We start from the raw sequence: 13,342 nt of genomic DNA, 5'->3' as shown, positions 1-13,342 counted from the left end.
CCGATGGCCGCCAGCGTTGGTAGGGACAGCCGCAGCATCGACCAGCAACAGCGTCGGTTCCAGAACGAGGAATTTCGCAGCGCCGTGCGCGCCCTGCTGATGACACCGCTGATGAGTCCGGACCACGACGATTTTCCGGCGATCCGCCGTCAGGCCGACGCACTGCGCGACTGGTTTGGGCGCGAAACCGGCTGGGCGCTGCACGTCGAACAAGAGGGTGCTCGACTTTATAAGCGGCCGGCGGACCTCGCCAGCACGATGCGCGGCTTGCCATTTTATGATCGCCGCCGTTACGTGCTGCTGTGCTTGGCTTGCGCGGTGCTCGAACGCGCCGACCCGCAGATCACGTTGCGACTGCTGGGTGAGCGGCTGCTGCAATTCGCCGCCGAACCGACGCTGACGGCTTCCGGCTTCGGCTTCACGCTCGGCGCTCCTCACGAGCGGCGTGAACTGGTGGCGGTCTGCCGCACCTTGCTCGAATTGGGCGTGCTGCAGCGTATCGCCGGCGACGAAGACGCCTTCGTGCATGCCGGGGGCGATCAGGCCGATGCGCTCTACGACGTGCAGCGCCGCGCGCTCGCCGGTATGCTGGCCGCCGTGCGCGGGCCGTCGACTTTCCGGCCGGAGGATGCGCCGGTCACGCTCGACCAGCGACTACATGCCTTGGCCGACGAGCATGTGGCTGACAGCGATGAGGGCCGACGCACTGTTCTGCGCCGCCAACTGGCACGGCGGCTGCTCGACGATCCGGTAGTCTATACCGACACACTAGACGCGGAGTCCCGGGCCTATTTTGTCAACCAGCGTGGCGCCATGGCGGCCCGCCTGTCCGACGCAACCGGCCTGGTCGCGGAGCAACGCGCCGAAGGTCTGGCGCTGGTCGATGAGGCTGGCTCGCTGACAGATGTGGCGATGCCCGCCGAAGGCACCGATGCCCATGTCACGCTGCTGGTCGCGGAGTTCCTGGCCACCGTTTACAGGCAGCGGCAGACGGATCCCGCTGGCGCGACCCAACCATTCTCTGGTGTGATCAGGGAACAAGACGTCGTCGATTACCTGCGCGAGAGCAAGCCCCGCTATGGCAAATATTGGCGCAAATCTGCGCGTGAACCCGGCGCCGAACGCGAGCTTGCCGAGATCGCCCTTGATCGGCTGGAAAAGCTTCAACTGATAGTGCGAGATGCCGAGACGGTCTACCCGCGCCCGGCGCTCGCCCGTTTCGCGCTCGGCGATGCCGAAGTCCGCAACTTTCGTGAAACACGCGGCGTACCGACCGCGGTTGACAATGCCCTGGTCGGTCCGACATGAACGACCGGCCGGCTTCATTTGCTGCACTCTCCGAGAGACCCGCGCTGCCGATCCCGACGCGGCAACGCTGGCAGCCTTTGCGCCTTGGACTGGTGGAGCTGTTTCACTACGACAGCGAGGAGTTCTGGTTTCGCGACGGGCATCTGCTGCTGCGGGGCAACAACGGCACCGGCAAATCCAAGGTGCTGTCGCTGACGCTGCCCTTCTTGCTCGATGCACAGCTCAAGTCCTCGCGCATCGAACCTGACGGCGACAGCGGCAAGAAGATGTCCTGGAATCTGTTGATGGGCAGCTATGACCGGCGCATCGGCTACGCCTGGATCGAATTCGGCCGCCTCGCCGACGACGGAACGCCGCATTACCTCACACTCGGCGCCGGGCTTGCCGCGGTCGCTGCGCGTCCCCAGGTGGACAGCTGGTTCTTCGTGCTGGAGGATTCCATTGGCGCTCCGCGCATCAATCAGGATATCTGGCTGATGAGCGATCAGCGCGTGGTCCTGACCCGGGAACGCCTGCGCGACGCGCTGCACGGCCGCGGCCAGGTGTTCGATACCGCCGTCAGCTACCGGCGCGCGGTCGATGAGCGATTGTTCCACCTCGGCACCAGGCGTTACGACGCCTTGATGGATACGCTGATTCAGTTGCGTCAGCCGCAATTGTCGAAAAAGCCCGACGAAACCGCGCTCTCGGACGCACTCACCGAGGCCTTGCCGCCGCTCGCACCCGAACTGCTTGGGGACGTCGCCGAGGCTCTGGGCCAGTTGGAGGAAGATCGCCGCCAACTCGAAGAATACCAGGCGCTGGCAAGAGCCGTCGAGCGCTTCGACCAGCGCTACCGGATCTACGCCGGCACCCAGAGCCGGCGGCAGGCCCGCGCGCTGCGCCAGGCCCAGACCGAGTTCGACAGCGCAAGCCGGGCGCGCGCCGATGCGCAGGCACGGCTCGAGACGGCCGAGACCGCGGAAGCGCTCGCCCGGATAACTCACGACGACGCGGAACTTGCGCTCAAGCGCGAGCAGGCTCGGCTTGATATACTGCGCGCCGACCCGACCATGCAGGACGCGAACCGTCTCGAATCCGCCGAGCGGGACGCTTTGGCGCGGCAGCATGCGCTGCAAGTCGCCACCGCGGCGGTCGATGAGGTGCGACGGCGATTAAAGCGCAGCACTGAGGAGACCGGGCACGCCGTCCAGCGCATGACGCAAGCCGAACGTGTGATGACGAAGTTGCGTCAGAACAGCGCGACGCATGCCGAGGCGGCAGGTATCGCCGGCCTGCACGCCGGTAGCCCGCTCGCAACGCTCGCCGCCGCCGATCTGGTCGCATTGACGCCACAAGCCTTCGACAATGCATGCGGCGACCTTCGTACCTTGATCGTTGATCGACGCGAACAGATCGCATTGTTGCGGCGACGACATGCCGAGGTGACGGAGGCCGAAGCCCTGCATACACGATGCCAGAACACGCGTGAAGAAAGACAGGGCACCGTAGAGGCCACGGCAAAACGACGCGAGCAAGCCGATACGGAAGTCGATCACGAGGGCAGCAACCTGATTCAGGCATGGGAGCGCTACTTCGCCAGCCTGAAGCAACTGCAGGTCAGCCACGACGACAGCCGCGCAGCGCTCACGGCCCTCGCCGACTGGGTTGCTGGGCTGGATGGCGACAATCCGGCGCGACATTGCGTGCAAACGGCGCAGCAGCACGCCAGCCTGCGTCTGGCGCAGCGTCGCGTGTTGCTCGACGGCCAACGCCAGACGCTGGAGACAGAGCTCAACACCCTCGAAGACGAACGCCGCCGTCTCGAAGCCGGCGTCGATGCGACGCCGCCCCACCCGCATACGCGTAGCGCCGATGCCAGAGGTGCACGCGAGGGTGCGCCGCTCTGGCAATTGGTCGATTTTCGCGAAGAGGTCACGGCCGCTCAGCGCGCCGGCCTCGAGGCCGCGCTTGAAGCCGCCGGCCTGCTCGACGCATGGGTCTCGCCCGACGGCCACCTGCAGGCCGGCGACGGAGTGGAGTTGTTGCACGACACCCAGATGCTGCAGCGACGGTCGCATGAGCTCTCGCTCGTTGGTTGGCTGCACGCTGACACGCCCGCCGATAGCGCCGTACCGGCCGCGCTCGTCGAACGCCTGCTGTCCGGCATCGCCTGCACCGACGACGATCCCGCGGACAGCGAAGCTTGGGTCGCCCCCGACGGTCGCTTTCGGCTTGCCGCGCTGGTCGGAGCCTGGGCCAAACCGGCGGCGGTCTATATCGGCCGTGCGGCCCGCGCCGCGGCCCGCAAGCAGCGACTGGCCGACGTGGCCGGCCGCCTAATACAAATCGCCGATGAACTCATTGCGATCCAGGCGATGGACGCGCAACTCACGCGCGATCAGGACCAAGCCGCCGATGAATGGCGTCTGGTTCCCTTCGAAGAGGCGTTGCGCAACGCCCATCTTGCTGCGGCCGCCAGTGCGCGCGAGGCCCGGACCGCCCGCCAGCAATTGAGCGAGGCCGATCTTCGATACCAAGAGGCCGCACAAGCCCTGCAGACGGTGCGGCAACGACTCGCCGCCGACGCCGTCGATCTGCGCCTTCCCGCATTATCAGCCGAATTGCCGGCGGTCGAGATGGCGTTGAACCACTATCACGATGCCCAACTCCGCCTCACCCAGGCTGTTCACGAGGTGCGTCTGGCGCTGCCCGAGTTGCAGCGGCAACGCAACCGCGAGAACGAAACCCGCGACGATCTGAAGAAGCAGGATGAACAATTTGCGGCTGCCCGCATTGAGGCGGGAGAAGCCGCCGTCCGGTTCGAGGTGTTGCGCGGATCCGTCGGCACCAGGGTCGAGGCGCTGCAACGGCGGCTGGCCGATGCCGGCACCGCCGTCGAGGCCAGCAATTCCGCACTAACGCTCGCGCGCGACGTCCTAAGCAAATCCGGCGAGGTGCGCGCGGTCGCGCACGAACAGGCAGCGACTGCGAGCACTGTGTTCGGACAACGCAGCGACGCGCGCGCCGAAGCGATCGCGAAGTTCCAGCACTTTTCGGCCACCGGCCTGCTCGCGGCTGCGCTACCCCAAGCCGACCTGCCTGACATGGGCGGCCCGTGGACGATCGACCCCGCGCTTACTCTGGCTCGCCGCGCGGAACAGGCCTTATCCGAACTCAAGGACGACGACGACGCCTGGACACGCCTGCAACGGCAGATCGGCGAAGACCTGACGGAGCTGCAACGCGCCCTCAGCGCACTCGGCCACCAGGCGCACGCAGAACAGAGCGATTGGGGGCTTATCGTCCGCGTCGTCTATCAGAACCGACCCGAACCGCCGGACCGCCTTGCCGCGCGCCTCGCCGAAGAGATTGCCCAGCGCAGTGAACTGCTGACGGCGAACGAGCGCGCGGTGCTGGAGAACCATCTGCAGGCCGAAATCGCCTCCGAAGTGCAGCGCCTGCTGCAGGCGGCCGAAACTCAGCGCGATGCGATCAATAGAGAATTGCACGATCGCCCGACATCCACCGGGGTACGCTATCGTCTGCTTTGGCAGCCGCTGGCGGAAGAAGAAGGTGCTCCGGTCGGCCTCGAAGCAGCGCGCAAACGCCTACTCAACACCAGTGCAGACCTTTGGTCCGCTGACGACCGGAGAGTGGTCGGCGCGATGTTGCAGCAGCGCATCGCCGCCGAGCGCGAGCGCGCCGATTCGGGCACCGGAAAGGATGTGGGCGGCAGCCTGATCGAGCAACTCGCCCGCGCGCTGGACTATCGCCGCTGGCACCGCTTTCGCGTCGAGCGCTGGCAGGACGGGCACTGGCGCAAACTCTCCGGTCCGGCCTCCAGCGGAGAGCGGGCGCTCGGCCTCACCGTGCCGCTGTTCGCCGCGGTCGCCAGTTTCTACAGTCAGGGCAGTTACGCGCTGGCGCCGCGCCTGATGCTACTCGATGAAGCGTTCGCCGGCATCGATGATACCGCACGCGCCCATTGCATGGGGCTGATCCGCGAGTTCGATCTCGACTTCGTCATCACCAGTGAGCGTGAGTGGGCCTGCTATGCCGAACTGCCCGGCGTCGCCATTTGCCAGTTGCAGCGGCGTGAAGGCATCGACGCGGTGTTCGTGTCGCGTTGGAGCTGGGACGGTCGCGCCAAGACACGCGAAGACGATCCAGATCGCAGGTTTGCGCCGACATGATTTCTTCGACCGACCCACGCCTGCAACGCCTGCTTGGCGGTGACCGTTACGCCTTGCTGCGCAAGCGCCTGCGTCAGCGTTTCGAACGGGCACCGCTCGACGCCACGGTTGAAAACTTTCGCATCGGCAAGCTCACCGCGGAGGAACATGCCGCACTGGCTTCTCTACTCGGTCGTCCGCTCCGTTACACCAATTCTTTACAGGTCGACGTTCGCCTCATCGATACCGCCTTCCAGAATGCCGGCATCGCCGCTTCGCTGCGCGACGCACTTGAACAACTCGATGGCCCGATTGCGAATCTCGCCACGACGCGCCTTGAGCTGCAAACGATGTGGTCGGATGTGCTGGGCGGCTGCACTCACCGCGAACTGATCGGACTGCTCCAGGCCCCGGCGGGCATCGGGCTTCTCAAGCGCCTTGCACGACAGAGCCCACCGGCGGCGCTCCAACTCTGTCGCCGTGTCGAAGCAGTATTGCAGCGCCTGCCCGCGAGCGGCATCACACGTTCGCAATTGGCAGCCGACGTGCTGGGCGACGCCCACGCGCTCGACAGCGGACAGCCCACGGCAACCTTGGCACTGACGGTCTGGCGTCAGGTAATCGCTCGGACTGATTACAGCAATGATGACGTCGATAGCGAGCCGACGGGAGACGGCGAACTGGAGCTGGGCGGTGGTGCTGAGCGCGATCGCGACGTCTGGGCCAAGGCCGGCGTGCTGGTCAATGAATTGGCGCGCCCGGTGCTGTTCCTGAACCTTCCCGTGCGCGACGCGGGAAATTACCAGTCGCCGGGAGAACCAGTTTACGCTTCGCTGCGGTCGCTGTTGCGCTCTCCACCGTCGTGGGACGTGGCGGATTGCAGGGTCTATGTCTGTGAGAATCCCAACCTGGTCGCGATCGCCGCGGATCACTGGGGCTCCGATTGCGCGCCGCTAGTCTGCACTGACGGCATGCCCGCCGCAGCACAGCGATGCCTGCTGTCGCAACTGGCTAAAGCGCGGGCGCAGCTTTTCTATCATGGCGATTTCGATTGGCCGGGAGTGCGGATCGGCAACCACGTCATGTGCGAGCACGGCGCCCAACCCTGGCGCTTTGGGGCGAGCGACTACGAGGCCGCCGTCGAAGGGGCCTCAGGTCTTGGACAGGCTCTCACGGGAAAGGCTGCCCGCGCCCTTTGGGACGAAGGGTTGATGACGGCCATGCAGCGACATGAACTCTCCATAGCTGAAGAAGCTCTAGCCGCTTCATTGTTGAAGGATCTCAGGGCCGCATAGTAACCGGGTTCGCGGTTTTATTCTGAATGGTGGCAATTTGGCGCGCCCGATACGATTCGAACCTGCGGAAAGCCTGCGGGTGCTGGTGCATCCCCTGCGCGGCTTGCCGCGCGTTCGCCCGTCGGGGTAAGCTACGGTCTAGGTTTCGACGGCAACCTCCTGATGTGGGAACGGAGCGTGCCCCATGTCATGGGGCTCAAGTCCGGCACGCGAGAGGCAGTCGATCTTACGACAGGGATCTTCGACGCGATGGAGCGCGTCAAGCCCGGCGATACATTCACCGCTAACGGCACGATCACAACAGCAATACAAAACCTCACGATTGCCGGATCCTTTGCATACATGGCAGACCGACCTGTTGCAGAATGGAGCCCCAGTGGGCCGGAAGGGCAATCGGTTCGTCGCCAACGCCGTGGCCGTTTACGGGATCAACGACCGCTGGAACTTTGAAGGCAACCTGTCGTGGAGCTATCTCGGGCGCGATAAAGTGGCAGATCCGGTACTCGGTTCGCTCGTCGACGAACTCAAAAACTCCAACAGCAATGTATTCATCCTATCCGCGCAGCCCAATTACATGGTGACAAACCGTTTCAAAGTGGGAGTAAACTATAGCTTGCTATATAGAAACGCCAATTCTTACGATGCTGTGCAAGAGCAGTTTGTACCCGCCAAGCTCAAGCAGTCCGCGGGTATCGCGCTCGCATACGCAGCCACCGATAAATTGAAGTTTGATTTTCGACTGGCTCATTTTTGGGTGGTGCAGCAAGATGGTCCGTTTCTGCCTGTCGAATTTCAGAAATTTGGCTTTCCCGCACAGTTCGTGAGCGAACGAATGCTGGAGCCGCCAGGCCTTCATTATACCGGTTGGTCAGGAGGATTAGCTGCTCATGGTCAATTCTAAAAAGATGGAAGGGGCCTCGCGCATGCAGCGGGCACGGCGATTGCTTGAATGTCTCGTCCTGACCACCGTGTTGTGGGTCGCCGCGTCTTCTGTCGTCTCGGCTCAAACCCAACGATGCCCTGGATTAAGAGCACTAGATGGAACATGCGCTAACGGTGCAGTAGTCGAGATTGCCCGAAGGCGCGCAATGATTCTTTCTTCGCAGCGCGTATCCTATTTCGGTACGCCTGCCGGCACGGTGGGCGGAGAATTTATTCGGTTCGAGCGGCTTTTCCGGGATGACCCCCTGCTATTCGGGCTGCCAACAGTTACTACGATAACAGTTGACGCCAATTTTAAAGCGACGGTCACCCGAACGAAATAAACCGACGACCTCGCGACAATGCGCTACCTCAGTGCTCCTCTTTTGAATCTCGCTGCCGTTGGACCGGATGGACTGTTTTAGAACTAAAGTGCTTAGCGGGCGTCAAGATTACTCGAAACCATCTGAATAGCTGAAATCAATTGGGAAGAATCGATGGACAAGAAAGCACTTGCTCTGAGTGGTCTCTCGGCACTTTTGCTGGCAAGCACGGCCGGTTATCAGCGCTAAATGACGCGAAACCTCGGCGGGCGAGCCATGACCCGAGGGGGTGATCTATGGGCAGATCGCCCGGGGAGCGCTTGGTGCCTTATCGAGAGCACGCAGTTCTTTTAAATCGAAACAATTAAATCTAGCGATTTGCTGATTTTGCGTTTCGCGCTGCAAACCATTTGACAGCGCAGCGTTAAAATGAAACATTTTTCTTTTTTTGGGGGGCGCTATGAAGCCTATTTTATTCGTATCCGCGGTTTTAGCCGCACAGATCTTTGCCGGAAACGCCAAGGCAACTCCTGTACTTTTACCTCCGCCAGCATCCTACTTTAACCTCGCGGAAATTAACTCGGTCGGCAACGACGTATATACGCCGCTTACAAATCTGACGGTAAGTAATTCCGGGGCGACAGCAAGCATCAGCAACAACTTCGCCACACCGTCTGTTTCAACTTTTGCATCCAGCTCTAGTATGATCGAGGCAACCGCTGAAACTGAACTGGATTATTACGTTCGCTTCTCGGGCCCGAGCGCTAATGTGTCCGTGCATGTTCAAGCTGCCGGAAGCGCGAGTACTTCAACACCGGGTATCAATGGCGCCGCTTCTAGTTCACTTTTTTTATTTGGTTCAAACTATGTTGCGTGCAGCTCCTGCACTTCTGGTGGTACGACATTTTCGGTAGATCAGACTTTTTCGGTTCTTACCAATGTTAATTACTTTATCGCAATGCAGGCCTTTGTTGTATCGATGCAAAATCAGCACGGGTCAGCCTCAGTCGATCCGTTTTTCAGCGTCCCAGATGGATTTTTTGTTGAGACCAGTCCTGCGGTAGGCAATCTTGCACCGGCAGTCCCAGAACCCTCCACTTGGGCCATGATGATCCTCGGCTTCGCTGGCGTCGGTTTTGCAGCCTACCGTCGTCGCAATCAGAGCCCCGCACTTCCCGCAGCCTGATCACCAGCCCCGATCAGCAGCTGCACGGAGACCGCCTTCGGGCGGTTCTCTTGTTTCGGTTCCAGAATTAACTCGCGCGCTCGACATTCAGCTTAACACGCGAGTTCGGTGGCGGACTTTGCCAAACCCTCTAAGATCAATGTACCGGACATTTTCCCCAAGCGTCCGGGCCCACACCAGCGAAGCCGTCAGGCGATCATACTCCGCCTGGCGGCTTTGTTTAAAGCGCGCGCAATGCCCAATTATCGCATAGTAACTGTTGATCAAGCCGGCAACTTAGGCCGGCACCGAGCCTTCGTAAGCGAGAATGATGATGATGCAATTGTATGGGCCAAACAATTGCTCGACGACGCTCCTGTTGAATTGTGGAGCGGTGCGCGCTTCGTCACGCGCCTTGAACCGCAATCTGCCTTGAGCGCGAACGCGCGATTATAGAGACTGCTTTCGCAGCGGTCTTTTTTTTGGCTCGATAACGATGCGCGGATCTGTCGGGTCGTCCGAGGCCCCGCTGATTTCCAACTCGGAGCACGAGTTTCTGATTCCGAGTGGAAAACCAATCAACTATTCTGGTCGGACAGTCCCATCGTTTCGATCTACGGCTGGACACTCCGCAATGCGACCTCGAAATTGCAATGCTTCATTCCGCAATGAGCGCATTATAGTTGGGCAAGCCGCCGCCCGGCCATTCCCACGCATGCGCGCCTCCAAATTCTTCTAGCCGGTTGCCTTCGCGCGCTGCCCAGCCCGTATTACGCGCGGCGGAGCGCTAATACTGTCGCCAGACACTTGAATAGATCGTTGGAAGGCGCTGAATGCCAGCACCAACCGGACATGTCGCGTCCGTCTGAAGATGTCCGTTCCTGGGGAAACCGGAAGCCGCAGTTCGGGACGGTCAGGGCAGCTTTTGAACCCTTAGCGGAAATGAGCTGGTCAAAGTTGGCGAACCATAACTAACAATCGAGAGGTCGGCTTGGTTGACCATCGTCTAACGAACGGATTTTCGCGCTTTCGTTGGCGATTCATCCGTTGGGGGTAGTTCATTTGGCTAATAGTCTAACTCAATTGAGCTATTGACCGAGCCGTGCTCCGAAGCTGTTGTATTCGGCTAGACAGATAAATCCGAGCCACTTTGCTTGACCCGTTATTTTTGGTGTGAACATGAAACTCACCAATTTCGAATTGATGTCTATCGACGAGCTTTGGGCTCTTCACCTCGAAATTGATGCGGTTCTGACACGCAAGATACCTGCGAAAACAAATCAACTTGACCAGCGACTGCGACTACTAGAGTCAGGTGCATCTGAAGCAAAAATTGGGCGAAAACGGCGTCCCTATCCGCGAGTCCTGCCTAAGTACCGAAACCCCGACAAACCGTCGGAGACTTGGGCGGGCCGTGGTAAGCAGCCGCGGTGGGTAACTGCTCAACTCAGATCCGGGAAAACGCTCGAGGACTTCCAGATTCGACCTAAGCGTCTCATCGGAAAATCGCGCATGCGAAGTCACCGGAAGTTGAAACCGGCGTTGATGGCTGCCTGATTTACGATCATGGGATTTTAAATCGAAGCCACCTTCGGGCGGCTTATTTCGAGTGAACGATTGCGCCCTCGTCGACGTTGCAAGTTGGCACCAAGCGGACCTCAGCGTTAGCCCGACCATGTCAGTCTGTCGAGGGTAGACCGGAGGTCTCCTAGTCTGCGGGAGTCGACAGGGTGATGGAAGTTCTGCTGGCCTTAGATGTGAAGCTAGTAGCGAGGCCACTCGCCAAGTGAGTGTAGATGGGCCCGGGGCGGCGTCATCGTTGTAGGCAGAATCTTTGCAGGCACACCGTTTGGACCGACTTCGGGCCGCGGCGGGTACTCGTCTGCGATTGATCGCTAAGGCTCCCCGGTCCCTGACCCGGAGCGTCGGGCGTCTAAGTTACAGCATCCCGAAATCGCTCTGATTGGAGTGATTCCGACGAGCCGCCGTGTGGCCAGAGCAGCCTGCGGCGGCTTTGTTTCGGAAATGCGGCCCCGCCTGCATCTTGTGCCTTCGCGTGCGTCTGCACGACTGGGATTCCCTGTCGCCAGTGTTCCAATCACGGTAGACACTCGTAAATTGCATCCCGCAGTGCGGGAGTTCCTAGACATTCACAATCCGTTCCCGAAACGGGCGTGTCCTAACTCACGGAGTGGAATTTCGATTGTGTTGGTTGCTGGCTTGTCTCTGGTAGGCTGCGCCGAGTATCAGGCAGAACAAGCTGCTCAAATATCTGCTTCCGACGACGCTCGCTGCGCTTCATACGGAGCAAAACCTGGTTGGGACGCCTACGTCCAATGCCGGATGAACCTAGATAATCAGCGGGCCGCTAATCAGCGCGCCGCGGTCGGCGCTTTCCTAGAGGCCCAGCGCCAAAGTAATGCGCAGCAAACACCGGTCTATCAGATGCCTACGGGCCGACAGAAAAACCGGTCGCTATCAACATCCATCTTTAGGAAACTCAATCTCGATGTCTCAAGGTGAGGAGCGCATCTTCCGCGCGTTTCGAACCATGTGGCTGGCCGCCGGCCCACCCCTCGAGACGCCGCTTGCGCCGCTCCTCGGGATTAGGTCGGCGCTCAAAATCCCTTCAAGTCCGGATCCAGCGTCTGGCCTTCGTCGAGCTGGACGCCAAATGTGTTCAGCAGCATCGAAACCTGGGTGTACTGGCCCACCGCGAACACGATATCCATGCGCTGCTGCTCGTTGAAATGCTTTGTCAGTTCTGCCCAGACCGGTTCGGTGACGAAGTACTCGCGATGCAGATCGTCGGCGGCACGCAGCAATGATGTGTCGGCCGCACTCCACCCGGGCGCATCGGCGCCCAATTTGATTCGGGCGATCTCCGCATCGGTCAGGCCAGCCTTCTGCCCGATCGGCACATGCTGGGTCCATTCGTAGCCCGACTTGCACAGGAACCCGGTGCGCAGAATGACGATCTCGCGCTCGCGCGGCGGCAGCGTCGACTTGCGGCTGAGGATATAGCCGCCCCAGGTCAGGAAGGCTTTCGCCGCGGCGGGATGGGTGAGCATGGTGCGGAAGATGTTGATGATCCGTCCGCGCGCCTGCATCGGCGCTACGATCTCGCGCTGTTCCTCGGTCCATTTTTCGGCGGTAACGGGGTGTATCCGTGGGGTGGTCAGTCGCATGGTGATTGTTTCCTGGTGAGTCTTGTTTCTTAGGGTGGGCAAAGTGAAGCGTGCCCACCCTTCAAACCGTCGCGGGGGATAGATGGTGGGCACGGCGCAAGGGCGCCTTTGCCCACCCTACGTGTCCTACTTTGCGCGCAGCGCCAGAATCTTCTCGGCCGCACGCAGATGCGGTTTGTCGATCATCTTGCCGTCGATCTTCACGACCCCCGAGGCCGGATTGTCGTTGAAGGCCTTGACCACCTGCTCCGACCAGGCGATTTCCTCGTCGGTCGGCAGGAAGGCGGCGTTGACGACGTCGACATGCTTGGGATGGATCACGGCTTTCGCCAGGAAACCGTCCTGCCGCGCAGCAATCGCCTCCTCGCGCAACGCATCGAGATCGTTGATGTCGGTGGCAATGGTATCGATGGCGACGACGCCTGCGGCCGCCGCAGCGATCAGGCAGAGATCGCGCGCCAGCAGGAACGGCCCGTGGTAGCGGCGGCCGGTGCGGTTCTTGGAGGCGCCAAGCGACGCCGCGAGATCTTCCGCACCCCACATCATGCCCCACAGCCGCGGGCTCATGTTCTCAAAATCCATCAGCTTGAGCACCGCCCGCGCCGTTTCGGTCGCGACGGTGACGATGCGCGTGGCGCCGTTCTCGATACCTGAAGCGGCCTCGAACGCATCCAGATACAGCGACAGCTTGTTGACGTCGGCAGCACCTGCGCATTTCGGCAAGACCACGCCGTCGGGCCGGCCGGGAATCACGGCGGCGAGGTCGCCGAGCGTCATGCCGGTATCGAGCGCGTTGATGCGGATATAGATCTTCTGGCTCGGGTTCCGCGCGGCGAGCATCTCGCGCACCGTGCTCCGCGCGCCGATCTTCTCGTCCGGCGCAATCGAATCCTCGAGGTCGAGGATCAGCGCATCAGCCGCGGTCTTCTTGGCATTCTCGAACTTGCGCAGGCTGTCGCCGGGAACGAACAGGAACGATCTCATCAGC

9 protein-coding genes are annotated in these 13,342 nt (G+C 61.2%); 7 read left to right on the top strand and 2 right to left on the bottom strand.

The window, feature by feature from the left end; translation table 11 throughout:
- Positions 1 to 3: 3 nt before the first annotated feature.
- From BLR13_RS27880 to BLR13_RS27855, 7 genes are all read left to right on the top strand, one after another.
- A complete protein-coding gene (locus BLR13_RS27880) occupies positions 4 to 1,308 on the top strand; it encodes a TIGR02678 family protein (protein ID WP_079585737.1) in 1,305 nt (434 codons plus the stop codon).
- A complete protein-coding gene (locus BLR13_RS27875) occupies positions 1,305 to 5,483 on the top strand; it encodes a TIGR02680 family protein (protein ID WP_074817303.1) in 4,179 nt (1,392 codons plus the stop codon). Before BLR13_RS27880 ends, BLR13_RS27875 begins: the two co-directional genes overlap by 4 nt.
- A complete protein-coding gene (locus BLR13_RS27870) occupies positions 5,480 to 6,757 on the top strand; it encodes a TIGR02679 family protein (RefSeq protein WP_074817306.1) in 1,278 nt (425 codons plus the stop codon). Before BLR13_RS27875 ends, BLR13_RS27870 begins: the two co-directional genes overlap by 4 nt.
- Positions 6,758 to 7,133: 376 nt before the next feature.
- Positions 7,134 to 7,658: a transporter gene (locus tag BLR13_RS27865; protein WP_074817308.1), complete on the top strand. Its 525-nt coding sequence runs from the start codon at positions 7,134 to 7,136 to the stop codon at positions 7,656 to 7,658.
- An 803-nt stretch (positions 7,659 to 8,461) separates the two neighbouring features.
- Positions 8,462 to 9,187 (top strand): PEPxxWA-CTERM sorting domain-containing protein, encoded by a 726-nt coding sequence (locus BLR13_RS27860; protein WP_143039650.1) that lies wholly within the window; start codon positions 8,462 to 8,464, stop codon positions 9,185 to 9,187.
- A 108-nt stretch (positions 9,188 to 9,295) separates the two neighbouring features.
- Positions 9,296 to 9,622 carry a hypothetical protein gene (locus BLR13_RS40465; RefSeq protein ID WP_143039651.1) on the top strand — a complete coding sequence of 109 codons (327 nt, stop codon included), beginning with the start codon at positions 9,296 to 9,298 and terminating at the stop codon, positions 9,620 to 9,622.
- A gap of 723 nt (positions 9,623 to 10,345) precedes the next feature.
- Complete coding sequence (locus BLR13_RS27855) at positions 10,346 to 10,723, top strand: H-NS family nucleoid-associated regulatory protein (RefSeq protein ID WP_074831026.1); 378 nt, start codon at positions 10,346 to 10,348, stop codon at positions 10,721 to 10,723.
- A gap of 1,061 nt (positions 10,724 to 11,784) precedes the next feature.
- On the opposite strand, the gene BLR13_RS27850 is transcribed toward BLR13_RS27855, so the two are convergent.
- Both BLR13_RS27850 and BLR13_RS27845 read right to left on the bottom strand, forming a co-directional pair.
- Entirely contained in the window at positions 11,785 to 12,354 is a 570-nt protein-coding gene (locus BLR13_RS27850) for a carboxymuconolactone decarboxylase family protein (protein WP_074817311.1), read from the bottom strand.
- A gap of 126 nt (positions 12,355 to 12,480) precedes the next feature.
- Complete coding sequence (locus BLR13_RS27845; RefSeq protein WP_074817314.1) at positions 12,481 to 13,338, bottom strand: HpcH/HpaI aldolase/citrate lyase family protein; 858 nt, start codon at positions 13,336 to 13,338, stop codon at positions 12,481 to 12,483.
- Positions 13,339 to 13,342 lie beyond the last annotated feature (4 nt).

The sequence above is a fragment of the Bradyrhizobium ottawaense genome (genome assembly GCF_900099825.1).
GTDB classification, from domain to species: domain Bacteria; phylum Pseudomonadota; class Alphaproteobacteria; order Rhizobiales; family Xanthobacteraceae; genus Bradyrhizobium; species Bradyrhizobium ottawaense_A.
The sequence above is the reverse complement of the archived record's forward strand: the minus strand, read 5'-3'. Positions and strand labels throughout refer to the sequence as shown.